The 24,400-nt window shown below is 50.7% G+C and carries 19 protein-coding genes and 1 riboswitch; of the genes, 6 read left to right on the top strand and 13 right to left on the bottom strand.

Annotation, left to right across the window (positions count from 1 at the left end):
• Positions 1-181 precede the first annotated feature (181 nt).
• From QZ310_RS01755 to QZ310_RS01740, 4 genes are all read right to left on the bottom strand, one after another.
• Complete coding sequence (locus tag QZ310_RS01755) at positions 182-3,679, bottom strand: hypothetical protein (RefSeq protein ID WP_297069736.1); 3,498 nt, start codon at positions 3,677-3,679, stop codon at positions 182-184.
• Between the two features lie 41 nt (positions 3,680-3,720).
• Entirely contained in the window at positions 3,721-4,968 is a 1,248-nt protein-coding gene (locus QZ310_RS01750; protein ID WP_297069734.1) for a hypothetical protein, read from the bottom strand.
• A 57-nt stretch (positions 4,969-5,025) separates the two neighbouring features.
• Entirely contained in the window at positions 5,026-6,942 is a 1,917-nt protein-coding gene (locus QZ310_RS01745; protein ID WP_297069732.1) for a TonB-dependent siderophore receptor, read from the bottom strand.
• A gap of 255 nt (positions 6,943-7,197) precedes the next feature.
• Positions 7,198-7,450: riboswitch (cobalamin riboswitch) on the bottom strand.
• 86 nt (positions 7,451-7,536) lie between these two features.
• Positions 7,537-8,544, bottom strand: a complete 1,008-nt coding sequence (locus tag QZ310_RS01740) for a LacI family DNA-binding transcriptional regulator (RefSeq protein WP_297069730.1) — start codon at positions 8,542-8,544, stop codon at positions 7,537-7,539.
• Between the two features lie 213 nt (positions 8,545-8,757).
• Here QZ310_RS01740 and QZ310_RS01735 point away from each other — a divergent pair, with 213 nt between their 5' ends.
• The 3 genes from QZ310_RS01735 to QZ310_RS13690 all read left to right on the top strand — a co-directional run bounded on the left by QZ310_RS01735 (position 8,758) and on the right by QZ310_RS13690 (position 12,298).
• Positions 8,758-10,200: a mannitol dehydrogenase family protein gene (locus QZ310_RS01735; protein WP_297069728.1), complete on the top strand. Its 1,443-nt coding sequence runs from the start codon at positions 8,758-8,760 to the stop codon at positions 10,198-10,200.
• A 12-nt stretch (positions 10,201-10,212) separates the two neighbouring features.
• Positions 10,213-11,523, top strand: coding sequence for an MFS transporter (locus QZ310_RS01730; protein ID WP_297069725.1), 1,311 nt, complete (start codon positions 10,213-10,215; stop codon positions 11,521-11,523).
• A 547-nt stretch (positions 11,524-12,070) separates the two neighbouring features.
• The gene (locus QZ310_RS13690; RefSeq protein WP_366141947.1) at positions 12,071-12,298 is read left to right on the top strand and encodes a hypothetical protein; all 228 of its coding nucleotides are present in this window, start codon (positions 12,071-12,073) and stop codon (positions 12,296-12,298) included.
• 235 nt (positions 12,299-12,533) lie between these two features.
• Here the strand turns inward: QZ310_RS13690 and QZ310_RS01725 are convergent, their stop codons facing one another.
• The 3 genes from QZ310_RS01725 to QZ310_RS01715 all read right to left on the bottom strand — a co-directional run bounded on the left by QZ310_RS01725 (position 12,534) and on the right by QZ310_RS01715 (position 15,014).
• Positions 12,534-13,178: a ribonuclease H family protein gene (locus QZ310_RS01725; RefSeq protein ID WP_297069723.1), complete on the bottom strand. Its 645-nt coding sequence runs from the start codon at positions 13,176-13,178 to the stop codon at positions 12,534-12,536.
• Between the two features lie 35 nt (positions 13,179-13,213).
• Positions 13,214-14,395 carry a hypothetical protein gene (locus tag QZ310_RS01720; RefSeq protein ID WP_297069721.1) on the bottom strand — a complete coding sequence of 394 codons (1,182 nt, stop codon included), beginning with the start codon at positions 14,393-14,395 and terminating at the stop codon, positions 13,214-13,216.
• Between the two features lie 61 nt (positions 14,396-14,456).
• The gene (locus tag QZ310_RS01715; RefSeq protein WP_297069718.1) at positions 14,457-15,014 is read right to left on the bottom strand and encodes a shikimate kinase; all 558 of its coding nucleotides are present in this window, start codon (positions 15,012-15,014) and stop codon (positions 14,457-14,459) included.
• Between the two features lie 182 nt (positions 15,015-15,196).
• On the opposite strand from QZ310_RS01715, the gene QZ310_RS01710 reads away from it, so the two are divergent.
• Together QZ310_RS01710 and QZ310_RS01705 are read left to right on the top strand one after the other, a co-directional pair.
• Complete coding sequence (locus QZ310_RS01710; RefSeq protein WP_297069715.1) at positions 15,197-15,562, top strand: helix-turn-helix transcriptional regulator; 366 nt, start codon at positions 15,197-15,199, stop codon at positions 15,560-15,562.
• Entirely contained in the window at positions 15,528-16,649 is a 1,122-nt protein-coding gene (locus QZ310_RS01705) for a type II toxin-antitoxin system HipA family toxin (RefSeq protein ID WP_297069713.1), read from the top strand. Before QZ310_RS01710 ends, QZ310_RS01705 begins: the two co-directional genes overlap by 35 nt.
• A gap of 4 nt (positions 16,650-16,653) precedes the next feature.
• Here the strand turns inward: QZ310_RS01705 and QZ310_RS01700 are convergent, their stop codons facing one another.
• A complete protein-coding gene (locus tag QZ310_RS01700) occupies positions 16,654-18,144 on the bottom strand; it encodes an oligosaccharide flippase family protein (protein WP_297069711.1) in 1,491 nt (496 codons plus the stop codon).
• Positions 18,145-18,369: 225 nt separating this feature from the next.
• Positions 18,370-19,386: a Holliday junction branch migration DNA helicase RuvB gene (gene ruvB / locus QZ310_RS01695; RefSeq protein ID WP_297069708.1), complete on the bottom strand. Its 1,017-nt coding sequence runs from the start codon at positions 19,384-19,386 to the stop codon at positions 18,370-18,372.
• A 271-nt stretch (positions 19,387-19,657) separates the two neighbouring features.
• Between ruvB and QZ310_RS01690 the strand changes: the two genes are divergently transcribed.
• Positions 19,658-20,920 carry a peptidase U32 family protein gene (locus QZ310_RS01690; RefSeq protein ID WP_297069706.1) on the top strand — a complete coding sequence of 421 codons (1,263 nt, stop codon included), beginning with the start codon at positions 19,658-19,660 and terminating at the stop codon, positions 20,918-20,920.
• A gap of 334 nt (positions 20,921-21,254) precedes the next feature.
• Here QZ310_RS01690 and QZ310_RS01685 read toward each other — a convergent pair whose 3' ends face one another.
• The 4 genes from QZ310_RS01685 to QZ310_RS01670 are packed head-to-tail and all read right to left on the bottom strand — an operon-like array spanning position 21,255 to position 24,159.
• Positions 21,255-22,100, bottom strand: coding sequence for a hypothetical protein (locus QZ310_RS01685; protein ID WP_297069704.1), 846 nt, complete (start codon positions 22,098-22,100; stop codon positions 21,255-21,257).
• Positions 22,097-22,471 (bottom strand): GntR family transcriptional regulator, encoded by a 375-nt coding sequence (locus QZ310_RS01680; RefSeq protein ID WP_297069702.1) that lies wholly within the window; start codon positions 22,469-22,471, stop codon positions 22,097-22,099. The genes QZ310_RS01685 and QZ310_RS01680 overlap by 4 nt, the downstream gene beginning before the upstream one ends.
• Before the next feature lie 18 nt (positions 22,472-22,489).
• Positions 22,490-23,308: a hypothetical protein gene (locus QZ310_RS01675; protein ID WP_297069700.1), complete on the bottom strand. Its 819-nt coding sequence runs from the start codon at positions 23,306-23,308 to the stop codon at positions 22,490-22,492.
• Entirely contained in the window at positions 23,305-24,159 is an 855-nt protein-coding gene (locus QZ310_RS01670; protein ID WP_297069699.1) for an ATP-binding cassette domain-containing protein, read from the bottom strand. The genes QZ310_RS01675 and QZ310_RS01670 overlap by 4 nt, the downstream gene beginning before the upstream one ends.
• Positions 24,160-24,400 lie beyond the last annotated feature (241 nt).

The following is a 24,400-nucleotide window of genomic DNA, read 5'->3' as shown; positions in this document are numbered from 1 at the left end:
AAGAGCATAAGGGACAAAAGAATATATAATAATCAAGAACCTGAAAATAACTATCAATCTTACAGGAAATTATATATTCTTTTGTCTCTTATGCTCTTGGGTGCTTATGTATCAAAAAAAGAAAATACTGAATTATGATACAGCTTCGTCAGTAAATTCAGAAAATCTGAATTGCCGGGAATCAGAGGACAACCTTCTCGCTGCGACCGTTGACGACACGGATGAAGATACCGTGGACACCGGGAGCGGGAGCATTGATTTCAATGCCGCGGAGGTCATACCAACGGACATTCATTTCCTCACCATCACCGATGATATTGTCAATGCCGGAGAATGTACCAACGGCGGCATAGAGAGTGACATCGCTTTCAACTGCGCTCACCTGTGAGGTCATCTCCGAATCGGTAAACCAACGAACCTCATCTCCATTGAGTTCCGAGGGAAGACTACCATTGGTATAGATGACGTTTTCAGCATCAGCGGAGTCATCGGCAACTGCAGCGCCATTGTCAACGAGCACATAGTTGACTTTGTAGACCTTGGCACCACCGATTACCGGATACTTTTCTTCACCGATTGTCTGACCGAAAGCCTCACCGAGGAGCCAGGTGATTTCACCTGAAGCCATTTGCTCGGGTGTCACAGTTTCCTGTCCGGCGGTATTGCGGCCTTCGAATGTAGAGAATACATTTATCTTCGTAGCGACAGAAGCACCTGTCGAGCCGATGCAACCGCCTGTTGTTCCACCGACAATCTCACCCATATTGAACACATTTTCAAAAGTCGGGGCAGTGGCAGCACTGACACTGCAACCTCCGGCTATACCTCCGGCATTGGAAGTACCGGCGACAGCTGCAAGGTTGGACGAGTTGGAAACCTTGGAACTCTTGCCAGTAAGCATACCGACAATACCACCGGCGTAGTTGCCGCTTGCAGTGACGGTCACATTGACCTCGCAACGGTCGATTTCAGTGTTATCGGCAGACGAACCTACGAGTCCCCCGACGTATGCCTTGGCGGTCACCGAACCGCTGACACGAAGATTATGCACCTTAGTGGTGGCTTTGTTGGCTCCGAAGTAACCGAAGAGTCCCTGATACTGAGCATCGGGGAGATTTATGAACAGACCCTCAATCGAGTGGTTGTTGCCGTTGAAATCTCCTGTGAAGGGATTCGAGCTGCTTGAACCTATGCAGGTCCAGTCATATCCGCCAAGCTGAATGTCAGAATCAAGAATGACCTTTGAACTTGCATCGACACCCTTGCTGTTGATCTGTGCGGCAAACCATGCAAGCTGTTCGGGAGTGGAAATGTGGTAGACACCTTCGATTTCCTGAGCTTCGGCCACTGATTCACCGTCCCAAGAAGAGGCATCGGCCACGAGATCAATATTGAATGTCTGCAGGCCCTCGGCGTCATCACTTATCTCGAAGTCCTCACGGAAACAGAGGAAGCCTTTTTTCTTACCTATCACACTATATGTTCCGTAAGTACCGTTATAGAGACCATCCTCACCGGGAGTAAGCTCCTTACCATTGAAGCTCAAGGTGACATCCGCACCCTCCGGATTTGAAAGCTTGATATCGAAAGCCTTGTAAGGACTGAGGGGAATGCTAACATCGGGTATATATCCGAAATATGTCTTATGGGGGACGGCGGTAAAGTTGGGAGAGCGGCCACCGATGGGATCAATGAAGCGGTGGTTGCCGATGGGGTCACCGTAGCCGTTAACCTGAATCACACCTTCATCCATGACCCACATTGGATTGGCAAGGGCATCGTAGTCCTCGGGTATATCTACTTCGACAGCCTGGGCCTTGGGAATTCCGGCGAAATTGTACTGGTTGGCGCTGAGAATGAGTGATGAACCGTTAGGCACACTGTTGTAGGTCACGTATGCACTCATGTTGTAGATACCGGCAATCTTGTTGGCGGGGTGGTAGAGTCCGTTGTACTGAATCTTGATGCGGTCACCCGGCTGGAACACCTTGCTTCCGGGACGCGACGTGTTGGAGATTTCGCGGGTGCAACGACGAGCTCTCATCACCTGATAGGTCGAGCGGCCCTGCGCATCGGTGAGCTTGACAATCTGACGTCCATGTCTGAGCGAGAGTGTGTAGGAACCATCCTCATTCTTCACGACACCATCCGAAGTGAAGCCGGTATATGTTGCTTCAGTTTCAGTGATGGTGGGATAGGCGATGGTGACATTGTCGACACCTTCGGGAGTGAAAGTATAGTAGGCGCAATCCTCAGTGTCGAGATAGTAGAACACATCATGCTCAGCATCGACATAGGCGCCCGACATTTTCAGAGTCTTGGCACCCTCGGCAGGGATATTGTACTTTTCATTGACAGTCATGTTTGGAATGATGCCGGAAGCAGATTCCCCTACAGTCACGACGTAGGTTCCGGTATTTTCAGGCCAGATAGCACCCCAGTATTCACCACCGAGATAAGCCTTCTTTTCCTTTCCGGAATAATAGTTGAGACCGATGGCATCGTAGGTCACGAGGACGATGGCTGTGCCGGGATTCTTACCTGTAATTGTGACCCAGGGTGAAGTGGTCTTCGTGGAATCTATTTCTATGACATCCTTGCAGGGTTTGCCGTCGAGATCAAGGACTGTATAGTGGAAATCCGGCTCGATGAAATAGTTGTTGGTTGAATTGTCGGTAAGCTCCCATGTGCGCATGGCGTGAGCCTGGAAACTTTCCCCAACGTTGAGCGAGAGCATACCACGGTAATCGGCATTGACAAATATGTCGCCGGTCTCGTATGTGTCATTGCTCTGAGGTGAGAGATTAATCTGCTTGGGATTGTAGGCTTCGTAGTCTGCACGGGTGAATGATATTTCCGGGATTTTGGTTGAATCGGTCGGATAGGTGAAATAACCGCCTTGGGTAAGTTTCCCTTCCATCCATGTGCGGTAGTTGTAGACCTGACCTTGCGAGAGATAGTAGGTGTAGAGAGTTCTGTCGCCCTCCTCTTTTACCTCGTATGGCTCCACTTTGGTGAAGTCCGTGAAGTGGACAAACTTCATGTTCAGCTCAAAACCGGCTTCTTTGGGTACAGGTATGGTGTAGTAACCGCCCATCGGGATTTTGACCGACACCGTCACACCCGCAGTCAGCGTACGCGACTGGACATTGTCGGTATAACCTTCCTTGCGATGCTCGTCGGAGGGGACGAAGGTTGCGATGATGGTATTGCCGTTAAAAGCCAGACAGGTCTTGCGTCCGGCTGTGACGCTGTTGCCGAGAGTGACCACCTGATCGGCACCCTCGCGCGAACGCACGATAGTGTTGATGGTATAGTCTTCACCGTAGACCCATGAAGTGTTGTCGGCTTTCTTATTGGTGACAGCGAGGGTGTTGGTCAGCACGGTCAGTTGCTGTTCGAGGCTGTCGCCAAGAATTTTGAACTCGATGGTTCCGCTGACGGTCTCGCCGTCCTTGCCGTAGGCAGTGAGGACATATTCGCCTTTGTCAATGTCAAACTCATAGATGCGGGTGGAGGGTTCTCCGGTTTCAATAGGGGTCTCTCCACCTTTCGGGACGATCGTCATCGTTGGCGAAGTGGCGTCCATCTTTACCGTCAGCTTGGTAGCCGCAGCCCCGAGATTGACGGCCCCAATTGCTGTCAGCAACAATGTGAGGAGTAAAGTCTTGGTTCTCATTTTTGATTGGTTTGTTATTAGATATTGAAATAATTGGTGAATCAATGTTGTATGAACTTCTTTCCGGCGCGTATATAGATTTGTCCCGGAATCGGACGGGCGACGCGGATACCTTGCATATTATATATGATGGAATCCGCAACGGCAGAAGAATCAGCTATGACCTCATCAATACCGGTGAAATGACCATCGGGCGGGAGGGCAAGAAAATGGCCTGGATTGATGTAGATTTTGTGGACACCCTGCAGCTTTCCCTCCGGATTCCATTGATACAGTGACCCTGCAGCCACATAGTTGCCTGCATCGGTGGCATAGATGTAGCCGGTGTAAGGATTGACATAGATTCCGTAGGGCATGGTGAATTTCTTGAAGTCACTTAGCACAGTGCCCGGAAAATCCTCCGAAATGCCCAGACTACCGTTACTTTCGATGACCTTTGCGGGGTCAATGACAACGTAGTTGAAGGTATAGTCTCCGGTATAGTAGGAATAGCGTGAGCCGATGGCGAAGAAACGGCCGTCGGTGATGGTGCAGTTGTAGGTGCAGGCATATTCGAGTTTGACAAAACACTCCTTGTCCGGCTTACCGTCAATGACAGCCTGACAATCAAAGACTATTGTGGCTGCCGGGACATCATAGTAGTCACCCGGAGAATTTATGCACAGGTATTGACCGCTCTGCGACATCTTGCCGTAAAGATTAATCTGACCGGTGTCCACGTTTCTGACAACCTTCATCGTGACCGGATCAATTATGCTCACGGTTGTCTCGTAGGGGTGATCTTCCTGAAACGCATAACCGCCGGTATTGGCGACAAAAAGACGACCCTTATAGTAGGCGATACCTTCGGGTTCATAACCGACCTCAACGGCGTTGACAACCTTGAATGTCCGGAGGTCAATTTTGGCAACATAGCCTTTTGTGAAATACATCATGCCATTTATGGTGCCACACTCGTGACCGTAGGAGGACACATAGAGATACTCACCGTCGGTGGCAAGTTTGCGGTTGTTGGGGACATCTTCGGTCGCAGCGACAGCCTTGCCTTTGCTGTCAATGAACTGGACGATGTTGGACCAGTTGATGGCGATGGCTATGAGATCGTCGCCAAGCTGAATGATGTCGTTCGGGGTGTCGCCAAGCTTATAGCCGTTGGCTTCACGGAACCATTTGTTGCTCACGATGCGTCCGTCCTCGAAGTATGAGAGGCAACCGTTGTCGGTCTGCCAGTTGCCTTCGTTGACAACAATCAGTTTCTCCTGAGCGGAAACAACTGTCACTGACAGCATGGAGGTCAGCAAACAGGTCAAATAGATACAGAGATTTTTCATAGGGGAGTGGAATTATTATTTCATGTAGAGGCTGAGGGAGAAAGTGAAGCTGCGACCGGGCATAGGGTAGCGCGGGACGTGTTCGTACTGCTCGTCGAGGAGGTCGTTGATTTCAAGAGAGGCAGAGAAGAGGCGCGAGGTGCCGGTGAGCTTAAGGTCTATGTTGTTGTAGGGTTTCAAGACATCCTCCGGGTCGGCATACGACCACATCCGCTTACCGACATGGAGATTGGAAACGGAGAGAGTCAGCCACTTCCATCCAACGATTCCGGTAAGGCCGCAGGAGAAGGTCGGAGAATAGCATATCGGTTTATTGTAGGTATCCGGATCGGTGGGGTCGGTCCGGTTCAGGTCACGCTGCCATGTGATTGATGAAAGGAGTGAGAAAGTCCAATCGCCGGGAGAGAAACGTCCGGAGACCGTGGAGTTAAGTCCACGGCAATATGTCTCGCCATAGTTCATCATCGACCATGAATAGGTCCCTTTCAGCGGGAGACAGACAATGCGGTTGTCGATACTGTTGATATAGCCGTCGACTTGCGCGGAGACTGACCAACGGGACGTGTTGTAGTGATACTCTGCACCGAGATTGAACTGACGGGTGTATTCAGGTTTGAGATTGCGGTTGCCCACCTGCGTGTAGTAAAGGTCATTAAGTGTCGGCGCACGGAATATCTTCTTGTACCATGCGCGGAACGAAAAGCCTTTGACCGAATAGCCGAGGGTCACGGAAGGGGTGAATCTGCTGAGGGGGTCGGCGGCTCCGGCATGGGTGCGCGTATGGTCACGGTAGTGCTGATAGAGCATGGAGGCAGCCAGTCGGAAGCCACGGTATTCCGACTGGAGCGCAACGACAGCCTTCTGGTCGAGACGACGCACGGTGTGGAAATTGCGGAGGTCGGCTTCAAGCCAAGAGTGACGGGCATCATAGCCGACATTCAACGACATCCATCGCCACGGGGTGAAGGAATATGAGGCCGAAGCGTAGACATCCTTTTGCCAATAGTGGTTGTTGACTCTCGCAGTGTTCTGATTTTCGGGATAATCAGTGCAATAGCGCAGATATTCCTGAGTGTATTTGGCGTTGAACAACACCTGATGGCTCTTGGCGAAACGGTGGGTCCATGAGGCCTGTGCGAACCAATCGACATCCCACTCTCGACCGACGTTGACATACTTGTCGGAGAGACGGCGCACGATTCCGCCGGGCACACCGCGCTCCGAGACATAGCAGTAAAGATGTGATGAAAAGCCGTCCTTGAACAGCGCACCCTCCACACGGTAATATTCAATGTCGGAGTTACGACGCACACCCACCGTGTCCTCATATTGTGATTTATATCTGAATCTATAATCACCCTTTGACTTCAGATACTCCCCATCGAGAAATCCGGCCCAACCGTTGCGGTTGATCTGGGCTGTGACGCGTCCTTTGTAGGTATGAAACGACCCTATCGCACCCAGGACAGAGAGCGAATCGACGGTCGGACGGCGAGTTCGGAGATAGACGGTGGCACCCGAAGCGAATTCCGATGCGGACTGGCAACGGTCAAGCTTGTTGGCGTTGTAGAGCGAGACCGATTCAAGAGTGGAAAGTGAAAATTTGCCGAGATCAACGGTGCCGTTCTGCGCATTGGTGATTCTTATGCCGTCGATGTAGACCCCGACATGCTGCGCCCCGAGTGAGCGGACATTGATTGTCTTCAATCCGCCCAAGCCACCATAATCCTTAATCTGTACACCGGCGAAATACTTGAGCGCATCGGCTATGGATGTCGACGAAAGAGCCTGCAATTCCGCTCCGGCAAGGTCCTGGACTGTGGCAAGCGGCCGTCGACGTGCCGACACGACAACCTCACCCAACCTGTTGACTGAATCAACCGAATTGGTCGGATTGCCTGCGGCAAAGCCATCGAAATGGCTGAAAAACAAAGTAAAAATAAGGAATATACCTGCATGGACTACCCGCCCTTGCAATATTCGATGTAAGGAGGCCGGGATAAATCGTAGTCTGTTGCACTTCATGGAATCCATTCTTGTTTATCGGTTAAATTGCAGCCGCCGTTATGTACGGCTGTCTGAAAAACAAGAAGGATACTCCTATTATATATAGAAGTGGAATGGATTACAGGAACCCTATGCCAATTTTACATGAAAAAGAGAATCAACCCATCATCCCGCAGGTTTTTCTTTATTTGTTGAAACAGCAGGTCTTCTGACTTATCCCGATTCTCCGCGCCTTCTCACCATTACAGGCAATGACGTGTTACGGAGAATTTTCATCAATGACAAATTCAATCAAGCATCATGCAAGATGAATTTTGCATCGTAGAGGGGACTTACAGCAGCGGGTACTGTCACGGAATTTCACCGTGTTCCCTTTTAATGTCCATCATGGCGCGACTCCTCACGCCGGACAACTATTTCAACCGCAAAGGTAGCAAATATCTTTAATATCCAAGACCTTCGTTAATGATTTTTAAAATCATCCATAAAATCTCCAAATGAAATCCGGCTCCCGGTTAATCATGCTTGACTCGAACCGCGCATGATTATGTCGGCGTTGAGGACCACGGAGCGATTGGGGGCGGAGGGGTTGTTGATTTTTTCAAGAAGGAGTTCGGCGGCTGTACGGCCCATGAGTTCGAGAGGCGGCTCTACGGTCGACAACTGCGGATAGACTATGGTTGAAAGTTCCGTCCCTGAAAATCCGGCCACCGCGACATCTTCCGGTATTGACCGGCCGAGTTCCCTCATGCGGTTCATCGCACCGATGGCAACCGTGTCGGTGAATCCGAAGATTGCATCGCATGAAGGGCATTCGCGCATGATTCTGTCGGCCGCCTCTGCTCCGTCGGCAAACGACAGGCCGGTCCTAATGACCATCTCGGGTGTGACTAGCAGACGGTATTTCGCCATCGCATCACGATAGCCCCTGAACCGCTCGATGGAATTGTAGACACAATCCGGTCCTTGAAGATGGACAACCGTCTTACGGTCACCGAGAATCAATTTCTCGGTAAGGAAAAATGACTTCATATAGTCATCGACAGTCACCTGCGGAATGTCGAGCCCACGCGCCATGCGGTCGTAGGACACGATGGGCATTCCCGCCTCAGCCAAACGGCGTATCTCATCGTTGTTCCGCTTGTAGTCACAGAGGCTGATGATGATACCATCGACCATAAACTGCTCCATCAGGGCAAGATTGTCTCGCTCCTTAGCCGAATCTTCCCCTGAATCGGCTATAAGCACCTTTATGCCACGACTGTAGAGAATGCTCTGCACTCCGCTGATGACTTTGGCTGCGTAGGGTGTAATCATCTCGGGGACAAGTACACCGACAGTGTTGGAATGTCCGGCCTTGAGGTTCTTGGCAACCGGGTTGGGACGGTAACCGAGACGCTTGGCAGCAGCAATGACGGCATCGCGGGTTTCGGTGCGGATGTTTTTGTCGCCGGTGAGCGCACGGGAGACAGTCGATACCGACAGCGAGAGTGTCCGTGCAATGTCCTTGATGGTGATACGCTTCATTGTGTAGGGTCAGATTTGGAAGTTAGGGTTAGATTCAGGGGAAAAGTTTGCGGGAAGATGAAAACGTTTGCAGATTTTGGAAACGTTCCCGCAAACGTTCTCATTAATAATAACACCAATTTATTTATTATAGTATTTTCTCCCGCCTATCTTTGCACTACAAATCTGAGAAATAATCAATTCTTACCTCTTTATATAGACATAAATACCATCATGAAAAATCAAATCTTACCCTACAGCTACGACCGTTCAAACCTCTCGACAGGTATCCTCCACATAGGTGTCGGCAACTTCCACCGCGCCCACGAAGAATTCTACACCAATCTCCTTCTCGCCGACCCCTCGCAGAACGGATGGGCCATCTGCGGCGCAATGCTCATGCCGCAGGACAAGGCTCTCTACGAAGCCCTCAAAAGCCAGAAGGGTGAATACACCCTGACCGTCTGCGGACGCGACGGCAATGACGAGGCCTACGCTATCGGCTCGCTCACCGAACTCATCTGGGCCGGTGAGAACCCCGAAGCCATAATTGAAAAAATCGCTGACCCTGCAACCAAAATCATCACCCTCACCATCACCGAAGGTGGCTACAACACCGACCGTGCCACAGGAGCCTTCATGCTCGACACCCCTGCGGTATCTACAGACCTCAAGCGCCCGGCTGTCCCGACAACCGCCTTCGGTTTCATAGCCGAAGGACTGCGCCGACGCATGGAGCGTTCGGGCGCACCCGTCACCATCCTCTCATGCGACAACCTCCAGCACAACGGCAACACTGCCCGCCGTGCGTTCATGACCTTCTTTGAGGCTCAGGATCCCGCGCTTGCCGAGTGGGCAAAGACCAACGTGACCTTCCCCAACAGCATGGTCGACCGTATCACACCCGCTACCCGTCCGGAAGACATCAAGCGCCTCAACGAGATGAACGGTACCGATGACAAAGCTCCCGTCTACTGCGAGGACTTCATCCAGTGGGTCATCGAAGACAAATTTGCCGCCGGACGCCCGGCATGGGAGAAAGTCGGGGTGGAATTCACCGACGACGTGACTGCCTACGAAAACATGAAGCTGAGTCTGCTCAACGCATCCCACACACTCCTCTCCTATCCGTCATTCCTCGCAGGCTACCGCAAGGTCGATGCAGCCATGCACGACGAAAGGATTGTCCGCCTCGTCCGTGAATTCATGGACACCGACATCACACCCTTCGTCCCCGCACCCGGCGACACTGACCTTGCACTCTACAAACAGACACTCATCGAACGCTTCGCCAACCGCAGTGTCAGCGACCAGGTGGCCCGTCTATGTTTCGACGGCATTTCGAAGTTCCCCGTCTATATCATGCCTAACTTAATCAAGATGCTTTCCGACGGGAAAGCCGACCTCAGCCGTGTGGCCTATCTCTTCGCTGCTTACCGTCACTATCTCAAATTTCACACGGACGACAACGGTGAGAACTTCGAAATCGCCGAACCATGGATGACCGAGGCCGACAAAGCCCTCATCTCTTCCGACAATCCCGTGGATTTCCTCGGTCTTTCGGCATTCACTGCAACGGACCTCAGCAAGGAGGAAAAATTCGTCGGTCTCTATCTCGAAATGTGCAAGGCCATTGCGGAGCGCGGAGCCATGCCGGTCCTCGAATCCATCCTCTAACACCGCAAGGCCATGACTGACAAGAAAACTCCGACGGCGGGACCATTTCTCGTCCTGACCTTCATCTACTTCATCGTGGGTTTCCTGACAACTGTCAACGGACAGTTTCAGGGTCCCATGAAAGTGGCCTTCCTATCGAATGCCGACGAACTGCGCAACACTCTCACAACCCTCATCTCTTTCTTCTTTTTCCTCGGCTACCTGCTCAACAGCTCCACCGGAGGCAAATGGATCAACCGCCACGGCTACAAGACCACCCTCATGCGTGCCCTCGGGGTGATGTGTGGAGGCTTGCTGATGTACGCGCTCTCATCGTGGGTTGTGAAAATCTACCCTGACCTACATGTCACTGTCGGCACAGACTCCATTCCGGGAGCATATTTCGTGTTTCTCTTCGGTTCATACCTGATGGGAACCTCGGCAGCCTTGCTCCAGGTGGTCATCAACCCCTACATCGCCGCCTACGAACTTCCGGGCACCAAACCGGTCCAACGCATGAACATCGTCTGCGCCACCAACTCGTTCGGCACCACCATAGCACCATTTTTCGTGACCGGCATCATCTTCGCTGGTGTAGCTATCGAAAGCGTGACCGCCGACAGTCTGCTCATCCCCTTCATCCTCATCGCTCTCTGCATAGCCGTGACACTCCTCGTCACTTCGCGTCTGCATCTGCCCGACATCGAGGGGACCCGTTCGAATCCTGAAGAGAAACTGGAGAGGAGCGTGTGGTCGTTCCGCCATCTGACCCTCGGTGTAGTGGCAATCTTCTTCTACGTCGGTACGGAAGTTGCAGTAGGTGTCAACGTCAATCTCCATGCGATGGAACTGATTGAGAAAGGTTTGGGTCCATCCTTCTTCGGCAAGGACCACATTGTGCTGTGGGGTCTCGACCTCGGAATCCCCGCACTCCTCGCAACCCTCTACTGGGGCGGACTGATGGTGGGCCGTCTGATATTCTCGTTCTTCAAGAATGTTCCTCCACGCCTGCTGCTCATCGTGACAACCATCCTCGCGACCATCCTCATAATAATAGCGATAATATCCAACAATCTTTGGGTACTCGTTTCGGTCGGCCTCTGCCACTCGGTGATGTGGGGTTGCATCTTCACCCTCGCCATTGACAAGCTCGGCAAATACACGTCAAAGGCTTCCGGTGTGTTCATGATGGGAGTATTCGGCGGAGCTGTCTTCCCCGTACTTCAAGGCATCCTCGCCGACGCATGGGGAGGCTGGCAATGGACATGGGTCATCGCCCTCATCTGCGAACTCTTCATGCTATACTACGCCCTCCACGGCTACAAACCCAAATCCCTCCAGTAGGGACGCTTTTCAAAGCGTCCGCAACCCGAATACGGATAAAATACATTAAATACTGAATAAAAAATACTGAATAAAACACTTTCGACACCGAATAAATCAAACCATTAATCAGATGTTGGCATTCTTTTCGGTTGCGGTAGATTTCATTTATTATCGGTATACATTTTTTCTGGTATATATTTTTCGGTATCTATGAGGTTGCGGACGCTTTAAAAAGCGTCCCTACAGGATATAATTGACCAGGATGTAATTGGCCAGAATGTAATTGACTTACTTCCGGCCGAAGTCGGATTGGGGATTTCGTGGCTTTAGGGCCTCGCGTTTGCACGGAGCATCATATCAAGAAGTTACATAAATAACTGTTAAACCTTCTCTTCTTATCAATCGTTATATTAATAAGTATGACAATCATATAGACGAAGGTTTCGGATTGCATTATGAAGAGACCATTCTAATTGACTAAGATACGGCATATCCATACCGCTGCACTATGGATAGTGGTTCTTCTTATGCAATAATCAAACTTATGTAATAAAATTTTATAATTATGATGGACCTTCAAACAACTCTTTTCAGCATATTCGGAATTTTGTTTCTGTTTGCTCCGGTAATTATATGCCTGATTCTGAATCGTAAGAATAAAACCCTTTCCAAGTCATCCAAAATCGCATGGGTTTTATGTTGCCTTTTTGCCAGTTGGGGAGGTCTGGTCATTTACCTTGCAGTAAACCTTACGATAAAAGACCACATCAACAATCAGCCTCCGAAAGCCTAAAGCCGGATACATCGATGGCCTTTACTGCCACTGTAGGGATTGCCCCTGTAGGGACGCTTTTCAAAGCGTCCGCAACCCGAATACGAATAAAATACATCAGCTACGGAATCCATTAAAACGTTAATCAATTCTGGTATTCTCTTTTATCTCTATGCTGTTGCGGACGCTTTGAAAAGCGTCCCTACTGGATATACCTAAAGCGTCCCTACTGGATATACCTACTGGGATAATTGCCTTACTTCCTGCCGAAGTCGGCGGGGATTTCGCCCCAGTTGGGGGTGTCCCAGGTGAGAATCGGATTGGTGATTTCGTGGCTTTGGAGCCATGCGGTGGCGCGGCGCATCATTTCGAAAAGTTCCGCGTTCTGAGCCGTTGGTTTCAATGTTGTTTTCGGCTGACGGTTGCGCACCCACGAGCGGGCCGTGCGCGAGTCTGTATATATAGGTGTGTAAGGCTGTCCCTGCTTATGGAGCAAGGCCAGACCGTGGACAAGCGCGAGATATTCACCTATATTATTTGTACCACCCTGCAGAGGCCCCACATGGAAAATCTGCTCACCCGTGCGCACCCACACCCCACGATATTCCACCGGGCCGGGATTCTTCGAGCAAGCGGCATCGACGGCAAGCGCGTCGAGCTTGATTTCCGGAATAGCCTCATAGTTGACCTTGACCGCCGGACCTTTGGCTATGGCTTTGAGAATGTCGAGCTGCTCGGCAGGGTCGCCACGATAGGCGCCCACTGCGGCCTCCTGTGAGTCAAAACTCTTGTACTTGGCATCGGGATAGCCTTTCACTTGAAGCTGACATTCCTCCCAGGAGTCGAAGACTCCGGTGGCATAACCGTTCCACACGACATAAAATTTCCTTCTCGGTGCCATTTACTTTACTCTGACTATTGCGTTATGTTTTGGATTCAGGATAATGTTAGATAGATGCTGATGTCGACACTGCGCATCCCTGTGGCGCGGGCGATGAGCGGATTGACAATGCGTCCGAAGAATGTGAAGGTCGCCTTCTGCATTCCCGGCAGCAATTTCAGGGCATTGCTTACCCCCTCGCAACTGACAATCGAACTCATCAGTGTCAGGAAGGTGTTGCTGAGAGCCATTGCAGCGGTGCGCGCAACCGCACATCCCGTGTGGGTGAAGCACACACGGTCACGGATGGAAGCCGAATTGCGCACGGCAAAGGCTCCGGCAAGATCCACGGCAAGCATGGCCGGGAAAGCCGCACCGGTATCGGATGCGAGGTCAAAGGTAAGGACTCCACGTTTCATAATGTCGGTCTGCTCACGGCTGACGGCAAAAGGCTCTTGGGTCGGGGTGACGACCACCACATCGGCACTGCGGAGCGCATTTTCAAGCGTATGGGGATGAAGCGTGGAAGTGATGACCCACGGTCCGAGTTCCTGCTGGGCACGGCGGAGGGAATAGACATCGTTGTCATACATCCTCACCGTCGAACCGAGTCCGACAGCCGAACGCGCGGCAGCACAGGCAGCAATACCCGAACCGATTATCAATGTCTCACAGGGGATAATCCCCGCCACGCCTCCCAGAAGAATACCTTTCCCACGGGTCGAATCGGCGAGAAGCGACGAAGCCATTGCTATTGATGCGCGCCCGTCGATTTCCGCAAGAATGTCGGCAAAGGGAGTGCACCCGCGCGAATCTTCTATAAGATCAACCGCTATGGAGATGACATGGCGGCGCAGGAGTTCCTTAACCGCCTCGCAATCCTGATGTGAGGGCTTCAGCAGGGTCAGCAACATGGCGCCACGACGCATCTTGCGGACATCCGGAGCCGTCATCGGGGCAAGATGTATGACTATGTCGCTTCGCAGTGCTTCCTCGCGAGTCGAAATCTCGACCCCGACACGCATATAGCTGTTATCGCCATAGTTGATGCACTGGGCGGCATTTTCCTGCATCTTCACTCGGAAACCTCGCTCGATCAACTGACCGGCAGCTTCGGGAGTGATGGGGAAACGGCGCTCGTACGGGTACTCACAAGCCGGCAGACCGATGGTGAAACCTCGGTGAGCCGTGCATGTTTCCTGAGCTTGCTCCTGCGGAGTGGGAATGTCCTGAACCATATATTTTACACTTTATACTCTATACTTTATACTTTCCCCTCTATACTCTATACTTTCCTCTCTATACTTTCTCCTCTATACTCCCCTTCACCGGTAAACCAAATCGACTGATGAAAGCCTCACACTTCTCTTCAATCTGATTCTCATCCTCAAGAAGGGTCGAGTCAAACACTTCGGCCGATTTTCCATAGTGTGGCATACGTTTGGCAAGCTGCTCGATGATAAACACATCAAGCTCTTCATCAGAGAGATTTGCGATAAGCGGACGTTTGTGGCGACCACGTTTCAGGCGTTCTAACAGGCGGCCATGTGAGGTCTGCAACAATACAGTGGTTCCGCAGCTATTCATCAGTTCCATATTGTCGCCGAAACACGGAGTGCCACCGCCACAGGCCACAAGCACATTGTCCTTTCCGCTGACCTCCACGAGCATACGGCGTTCGAGGTCGCGGAAAGCGGCCTCACCCTCATCGGCAAAAATCTCGCGGATTTTCTTGCCCGCACGGGCCTCGATGTAGTCATCAAGGTCAATGAACTCAACGTCGCAACGCCGGGCCAACGCCTTGCCGAGAGTGGACTTTCCGCTCCCCATGTAGCCTATAAGAAATATCGCTTTCATCTGTAGTTATTTGTCAAACAATGCAAATTTAACCATTTTTTTCGCTTCGTTTTGCATTATCGCACCAAAAGTGGAATATTCGGGCGGTATATTTGCAAAAGGGAAATTGATTTTTTGGAGGAGAGAACAAAAAATCCTATCTTTGTAACAGATAATATTTAAACTTTTATCCACAAAATAGCATGTATACAAACAAAATATTATCCATATTGGATGCATATATGGCCGACAATCCGGGTGACATCGGGAAGGGGATTGCCGAGGACTTCAAGCGCCGACGCGTGGAGCGGGGCATGACGCGCGAGGAGGTGGCCAAAGAGGCGGGTATCTCAGTGTCCAATCTTATCCGCTTCGAGCGTACAGGACTCATCTCGCTCCACAACCTGATTGCACTTGCCATTAGTTTCGGCTACGTCTCGGAAATCAAGAACATTTTTTCCGAACCAAAATTCACCACTCTGGAGGAACTTTCATTCATACGCAAGAACGCTAACCGCAAACGAGGACATAAAAATGAAAATAGACCGCCTTTCAGTCAGCTACCGTGACATTCCGGTGGGAACACTCTCACTGGGTTCGGACAAACGGCTGTGTATGTTCGAATATGATAAAGATTGGATTGCCAACGGCTTTTCAATCTCACCTCTTGATTTGCCTCTGCGTCCGGGAGTATTCGTCGCGAACCCCGAACCATTCTACGGAAATTTCGGGATTTTTGAAGACAGTCTGCCTGACGGCTATGGGCGTTACCTTCTTCACAAGGCATTGCTCCGGGAGGGAATTGATGACAGCTCTTTGTCAGCACTTGACCGCCTGAGCATCATTGGAAACGGTGGGATGGGCGCATTGACCTATCAACCGGCAAACCGTATGCTCCACGACATGGAGACCGATGATTTCGATATGCTCCAGGAAAAAGCTCTTGAAGTACTCCGCGAACGCAACGATGACGATGCCGAACTTCTGCTCTTCAACAGCGGTAACAGCGGAGGTTGCCGTCCCAAGTCCATCTTCAAAGATGCAGAAGGCCATTGGCTGATAAAATTCCGTCACACATACGACCCTCTCGACATGGGCAGACAGGAGTTTTTCCACAATCTCACAGCAAGAAAATGCGGGCTGGACGTTCCGGATTTCAAGCTCGTAAACGACAGGTATTTCGCAAGCCGCCGCTTTGACATAGATGAGGACAGTCAACGGCTCCATATCGCCACCGCCGGTGCTCTCACCGGTGTATCGCTTTCAATGCCGATACTTGACTATTCGAACCTCCTTGCCCTTACCGGATTCCTCACAAAAAAGACTGCGGATGTGGAGGAAATGTTCCGACGGATGGTGTTCAACTACCTTACGGACAACAAGGATGATCATTGCAAGAATTTTTCCTTTATCGTGCGTCAGAATTCCAACGGAAAATGGGCATGGCATCTTGCTCCGGCCTACGATCTGACGGTATGCAAAGAGGGTTATAACGGCGAACATGCCACATCTGTCAACAAGACAGGCCAACCGACTCTTGCCGACATGATTGCGGTCGGCACAAGAGCAAAAATAGGTGAGAAACGCTGTCGTGAGATTTTCGACGAGGTCTACAGTAACTGTGGGGAACTGCTGCTGAATACTTCAATCCGATAGCCTCTCACCTTCTCCTCGGGATGAGGTCGCGGAGGGTGATATGCTCGATTTTCATGGCCATGAGGATGTAGGCTATGAGGAGCGGGGTGCGGATTATCATGTTGAGCCACGGTTTGTAGGTGAACGCGATGAGTTCGGAGAAGTACCATAGCGCTATGGCGCTTACGAAGTAGAATGTCAGACGCGACAGGCCGTAGTTGATAGGATATTTCACTTGTCCCATGATGTAGCTGACCAGCATCATTGTTCCGTAACATGCAAAGGAGGCCCATGCGCAGCCCATGTAGCCGTAACGTGGGACGAGCAGGACGTTCAGCACCACCGTAATGACAAGGCCAAGAAGCGAGAACCACATGCCCCACGCAGTCTTGTCGGTGAGCTTATACCACAGCGACAAGTTGAAAAACACCCCGAAGAAAAATTCGGCAACCATAACTATTGGCACGACCTTAAGTCCGCTGAAATAGCTTGATGCTATGAAATGGCGCAGGATGTCGAGGTAGAACATCACAGCGAGGAAGATAATCATGGCAAAGATGACAAAATATTTCATCGCGTCGGCATAGCTCTGCAACTGACCGTCGCCGCGCTCCTTGGCGCGCGCGAATATAAATGGTTCGTAGGCAAAGCGGAAAGCCTGGGTGAACATCACCATGACAATGGCAATCTTAAGGTTCGCACCGTAGATACCCAACTGCGACATGGCCTCAGCCTTGTCGGGATAAAGAATGGGGAAGAGGATGGAATAGAGAGTCTGGTTCATCACTCCGGCGATACCGAGCACAAGCAACGGGGCGGAATAGGCAAGCATCTCGCGCCATAGACGAGGATTGAACTTATAGGGGAAGCCTCGAAGTTCTGGAAGGAGCAGGACGACGTTGATGACCGACGTAATCATATTGGCAAGGAATATGTAGCCAATACCGAAATCAGGATTGTAGAACCACGAAATCCAGCCGGGAGCCTGCGTCCACAGCCACGGACAGATAAGTATGAAGAAAAGGTTGAGTCCTATGTTTAGACCGATGTTGACAAGACGAAGGAATGCGAAACGCATCGGACGCTTGCGGAAACGCAGATAGGAGAACGGCAGGGCCGTGAACGCATCGCAGGCCACGGCGATCGCCATCATCACGACGTAGGATTCATGCAGCGCCGAGTGCATCGCACCGGAAATCGGCTTGATGAAAATCATGACGAGCGCAAGGAAAGCCGTCGAACTGACTGCAAGCGAGATGAGTGATGTCGAGTAGACCTCCATCGGGTCCTTGTAGCGCTCATGGTTGGCGAAGCGGAAGAAACCGGTCTCCATACCGTAGGTGAGGACAATGAGCGCGAGAGCCACGATGGCGTAGATGTAACTTACCACACCATATTCCGACGACGGAAACATCTGGGTGTAGAGCGGGACGAGACACCAGTTGAGAAAACGTCCGATAATACTGCTGAGGCCATAGATGGCCGTATCCTTGGCGAGTGATTTTATTCCTGCCATTTTTTCGTTTATATAAATAGTTTAAAACGTATGCTTGTAGGGACGCGCTGTAGCGCGTATGCCCGATTACCTTGGGTACATGATTCATAAACCACAATAACAACATAACATATTGACAAATAAAAAATATGTAATTTCTGTAATTAATGAATTTATGTACCAAATTCCCATCCGGACATTTTCGTCAATTTGGCATACGCGCTGCAGCGCGTCCCTACAATCCAATCAAAACAGACTCCCCATTGATGTGGGAGGATTGAGATGCAGATGAGTGTAAGCCAGCGAGGTGACTTCACGGCCACGGGGTGTACGCCTTAAGAAACCCTCCATTATCAGGAATGGTTCATAGACCTCCTCGATGGTGTCCTGCTCCTCGCCTATGGCCGTCGCTATGGTCGAGAGGCCCACCGGACCACCCTCAAACTTATTTATCATGGTCAACAGGAGCTTATGGTCCATCTCATCCAGACCATAGCGGTCAATATTGAGCGCTTCGAGGGCAAAACGGGCAATCTCAGGCTCGATGTCACCGTTGCCCTTCACCTGGGCGAAGTCTCGGACACGGCGCAGAAGCGAGTTGGCTATACGGGGAGTGCCACGGCTGCGGAGGGCAATCTCATGGGCCGCCTCAGCCGTGCATTTCACGCCTAAAAGCGCCGCCGAACGCTTTATGATACGTTCAAGCACCTCATGGCTGTAGTATTCCAGATGGCAGTTTATGCCGAAACGCGCACGCATAGGAGCCGTCAGCATACCCGAACGAGTCGTAGCGCCCACAAGTGTGAACGGCGAGAGCGAAAGTTGCACGGAGCGCGCACCCGGCCCCTTGTCAATCATGATGTCAATGCGGTAGTCCTCCATTGCCGAGTAGAGATATTCCTCCACCACGCGGCTCAGGCGGTGGATTTCATCAATGAAAAGCACATCATTCTCCTCAAGCGAGGTCAGGATGCCCGCAAGGTCGCCAGGTTTGTCAAGCACGGGGCCTGAAGTCACCTTGAAGTTGACACCAAGTTCATTGGCAATGATGCCTGCGAGAGTGGTCTTGCCAAGTCCGGGAGGGCCGAACAGCAGCAGATGGTCGAGGGCCTCCCCTCTCATCCGTGCCGCCTGCACGAAAACCTTGAGATTCTCCACGACCTTTTCCTGACCGTTGAACGCGTCGAAATACGATGGTCGCAAAGCCTTCTCAAAATCCTTGTCCGCACTCACGCGGTCATGTATATCGAATTCTGAATCCATTTAGAGAGTCTTTTGTAGTGATTTGCCGCAACGCAACCATCCCCTTGACTGTAGGGACGCGCTGCAGCGCGTATGCCGGACAGCATATACCTTCCGCCATAACCGTCAAGCTACAAAATTAGCAAATTTCCTCGAAAGCATCCCCACGCAGTCGGCAACATTTCCCGCCGCTTCGCTCTTTTTGGATAAATTTGCGATTTTGACTACCTTTGCACTGCGGTCAGCAACACCCGGATTATCGTTCTGACCGCCATCCAAACCACACTATCCAATGGACAGAAAAGATTTTGAAATCATGGCTCCCGTCGGGAGCTACGAGTCGCTCCACGCCGCAATCGAGGCTGGAGCCGACGCCATATATTTCGGTGTCGAGGGGCTGAACATGCGTTCCCGCTCCTCGGTCAACTTCACCCTCGACGATCTCCGCAACATCGCTTCCATCTGCGATGAGGCAGGAGTGAAAACCTATCTGACAGTCAACACCATCATCTATGACAACGAGCTTGACAAGATGCGCTCAGTCATTGATGCGGTCAAGGAGAGCGGCATATCGGCAATCATCGCCAGCGACATCGCCGCCATCACCTACGCCCGCAGCATAGGCGTTGAGGTCCACATCTCCACCCAGCTCAACGTGACCAACATCGAGGCCGTCAGATTCTTCGCTCAGTTTGCCGACGTGATGGTGCTTGCCCGCGAGCTCAATCTTGACCAGGTCAAGGCCATTTCCGACGCAATCGAGCGCGAGGACATCCGCGGTCCTAAAGGTGAGCGCATCCGCATCGAGATGTTCTGCCACGGCGCCCTCTGCATGGCTGTGTCAGGCAAATGCTACCTCAGCCTCCACGAAATGAATTCGAGTGCCAACCGCGGAGCCTGCACCCAGATATGCCGCCGAGGCTACACCGTCACCGACCGCGAGACCGGCGACGAACTTGCCGTGGAGAATAAATACATCATGTCGCCCAAGGACCTGAAGACCATCCACTTCTTGAACAAGATGATTGACGCGGGAGTGCGTGTGTTCAAGATTGAAGGACGCGCGCGTGGTCCCGAATATGTGAAAATCGCAGTTCATGCTTACTCCGAGGCCATCAATGCCATCTGCGCCGGTGATTTTACAGACGAGAAGATTGCCCGCTGGGACGAGGAACTGTCGAAAATCTTCAACCGTGGATTCTGGGACGGCTACTATCTTGGTCAGCGTCTCGGCGAATGGTCGGCCAAGTACGGATCGTCGGCCACACGCGTCAAACGTTATGTGGCCAAGGGAGTGCGCTACTTCCCGAAACTCGGTGTTGGTGAATTCGTCATGGAAGCGGGAGAATTGCATGTTGGCGACGAGGTTGTCATCACCGGAACCGATACCGGTGCATTGATAATGACCGTCGAAGAACTGCGCCTTGAATACGATCCCGTCCCCTCGGTGAAGAAGGGCGATAATTTCTCAATCAAAGTACCACGCAAGATCCGCCCCTCCGACCGCCTCTATATCTGGGAGGAAACACCCGCCGCCAAAACCCAACAAGACTAACCCCTATAGGCAGGAAGGGTACAGACGGGAAAGGTACATAAAGACATAAGGTCAGAAGGGACATAAGATAAATTTTCAGCTATTTGTTCGACTGAAAAAATCTTATGTCCCTTCTGACCTTATGTCTTTATGTACCCTTCCTGCTTGTGCCTTTCCCGCAATTGCTTAGAGAGAAAAGCGGACTGATTTGAAGCGATCGGAAGCTTAACCGATTATGGGAATGAAAGTTTTATCGCAGTTTATATATAATCCCATTATATGTTCAAATCAGTCCGCGTTACAAATTTATGGAAACTTACATGGATACTAAAACAATCTTTCTTAAAAAAACTTACTATTTCCCTGAAACGAGTTCAACAGGTTTGTGAACACGGATATTCATCTTGGCAGTCGAATCACGGGGGGTCCACTTGACCGTTCCAAAGTTGGCCGAAGTCAGGTTGAGGAGACTTGAATCGCTTTTTCTGTCACCTTCAACGATAATCTTACCGATGGAACTTGAACTGTCAACGCATTTTACCCTCAGTTCTCCGGAAGGTTGAGTCAGTGATACTTGATTAACGGTAGAATTGACCAATTTCAATTCATCCAAGCCTGCGAAGGTGGAGTGCAGAGTGTCGATGTGGCATGAATCCAACACCAGTCTATCATAAACCGCCACTGTCATTGTCTCGCTGCTCAGGTTGCTCAACAGTATGGAATTCCAGCTATTGCGCATATTCTTCAAAGTCATGCTGCGGGGAACCACCACGGTAAGCGGCCATGATTCTGAACTGTCAAGATAGCGTATGTCCATAAAGCTTCCGCTCGCCTTGATGGAATCGTAGAGCTGCATTAAGTTAATGCGGACGTTGAGCGTGTCAACAGTCGTAGTGATATTGAGAATCTTGCGCCATGCCGTATTGGCCCGAAGAACAGGAGCGCTTACAGAGTCGGAAACTTCCACAGCGAGCCCCTTGAAGTTTCCGATACGGAAACCGGAATCATCATCCTCCAGTTCAAACGCAATACTACTGAAAGATTCGGGCAGGGGGATTTCAATTTTGCTTCCTCCAAACTCGCGTTCCTTGTCCATCTCTTTTCGGTCCCTTCCTCCGGTGAGAAGGATAAGACTGAACGCCGAAACCAGCAGGAGACCACAGATGAAGGCCCCGAGCATCATATATGTTGTACGTTTCATTTGTTGTTCTCTTTTAAATAGTTTTCATACATTGTTTTTGCCTCTTCCGGCGAAATGCCGAGAAGCATCAGCTGATGGAAAAGATATTTCATTTCACCGTTGAGAAAAGTTTGTTTGCGTTCATTGACTATCACATCCCGGGCCATGTCGGCGATGAAGAACCCGATTCCACGGCGGTTGAAAATCACGCCGAGACGTTCGAGATACTCATAGCTGCGCATCACCGTGTTGGCATTGACCTCAAGCGAGGCGGCATACTCGCGCACCGAAGGGATGCGTGCGCCCGCGAGGAAATGGCCTGTCAGGATGTCATCGCAAATCTTATCGGCTATCTGAAGATAGATGGCCTTGTTGTTTTCCTTGAATATCATGGTAATCCTTTCTGTTAACTACCATCGGTTGATGATTTCCGACTCGCGGAATCTAAGGTAGGTCAGTAGATAGTTGAAGAGCGAGATGACAGTCATAAGGATAGCGGCCGACCAGAAAACAGTCTTGTCATTATCAAGCAGAGGTGGCGCTCCGTAAAACAAATCCTCTTTATGAAATAAATCATATATCCATACGGCCACGCGTCCGTAGATGAGCGTGATGACAAACATGCTGAAAAATGTCTTGACGAAATGCGAGCGTCGCCAAACGACGGAACCCACCAAGAAGAATGACTGCGTCATGAAGAAGATAAGCAGCACTATCCATGAAGCGGCATCCGTGTTGAAGCCGGCGTCCGCGGAATGGAAAATCAACTTACACCAGTCTATCGTACGTACCTCAATTCCCATATAGAAATCAACGAAGAGAACACGGAGCCAGTCGGCTATCACAGCGCATACGAAAAACAACAGGAAAGCCAACGGGACGGATATAATCCACCTGTAAAGAAACTTCTCGAACTGCGAAGCGGGAAGCATGAGGGTTGACAGCGCTCCTGCCGGGGTAGACATCGACTTGAAAGCCGTTGAAGCCATCAGACAGCCGAAAAAGAACAGTGATACAATAAAAAATGGCAGTTCATACGTAATCATTAAATGGCTGCATGTCTCCGGGTCGTACCAGCGGCTGACATTAAAGGCTGTCATGACAGCTATCACAAGCAGTATTCCCAAAAGTGTACCGATAGATACCAGGTGCTGACGCCAGCGTTCACTCAGGTCACGGCGACACAGAAGAAGCATACGGGAGAGGCTGAAAGTCTGATTATTGCTCATTGTTTATCGGTATTTCGGTTAAACATATCCTTAAGTACGGCCGGTTTTGCCATTGAAAGCTCGAAGAGGGTTTCGAGATTGAGTTCGGTTTCAGTCTCGTCGGAGTTGGGGAGAATGACGGAAGTGCCTTCGAGAGAGGGCTGTGAGTAGAGTGCCGAATCAATGACCTCACGCGAATCAGTGACGAAAAATTTCAGACGGTCGGTGATGCGGTCAACTCTTTCGTTGAGAAGCACATTTGAATGGTCCATGATGATGACATGGTCGAGCAGACGGTCGATGTCGCGCACCTGATGGGTTGATATGATGATGGCACGTTCATCTGTCATGTTCTGCGCGATGAAACGGCGGAAAGCACTCTTTCCGGGGATGTCGAGACCGTTGGTCGGCTCGTCCATCAGAAGCAGCGAAGTGTTGCAGGCAAGGGCGAAGCTCATGAATGCCTTCTTTTTCTGACCCATCGACAGCGCGCCGAGATTCAGGTCCATGTCCATATCGAAGATTTCAAGATGACGGCGCAGATCCTCATGCGAGAAGCGCGGATAGAAAGCTGTATTGGCTTTCAGATAGTCCTTAAGAGGTATTCGCGGGAGAGTGAATTCCTCAGGAACAATAAACATATCGGAGAGAGTTTCCGGTAGACGGCGACGGGTGTTCACATCGCGAAACAGCACCTGTCCGCTCTTCGGGGTCAGCGCCCCTGCAATCAGATAAAGCAAGGTCGACTTTCCGGCTCCGTTGCGACCGAGAAGTCCGTAGACGCCTCCCGCCTCGACCTCAAGAGAGAAGTCGCTGAGCACCGGACGAGCCTTGCGCCGGTAGGAAAAAGTAAGGTTTTCGACTTTAAGCATAATGGTGTATTAGTATAATAGTACACCGCAAAGGTAGACGCTATTTTTGAAACATGCAAGTTTTTGATGAAATTTTTTTCAATAGTCATTTCCACCCTCTGATTTTCCGGCCATTAGACTAATCAAAAACATACTTTTAAGCATTCCACACACATTTATTATCCTTAACGCTGCATTTTATCATTAATTCTTTTGTTTAACAACTAAAACAACTTAACTTTGCAATGAACAGAACTCTCAA

The organism is uncultured Duncaniella sp. (assembly GCF_910577345.1).
Classification (GTDB): domain Bacteria; phylum Bacteroidota; class Bacteroidia; order Bacteroidales; family Muribaculaceae; genus Duncaniella.
Note: the sequence above shows the minus strand (reverse complement) of the source record. Positions and strands in the feature narration are given on the sequence as shown.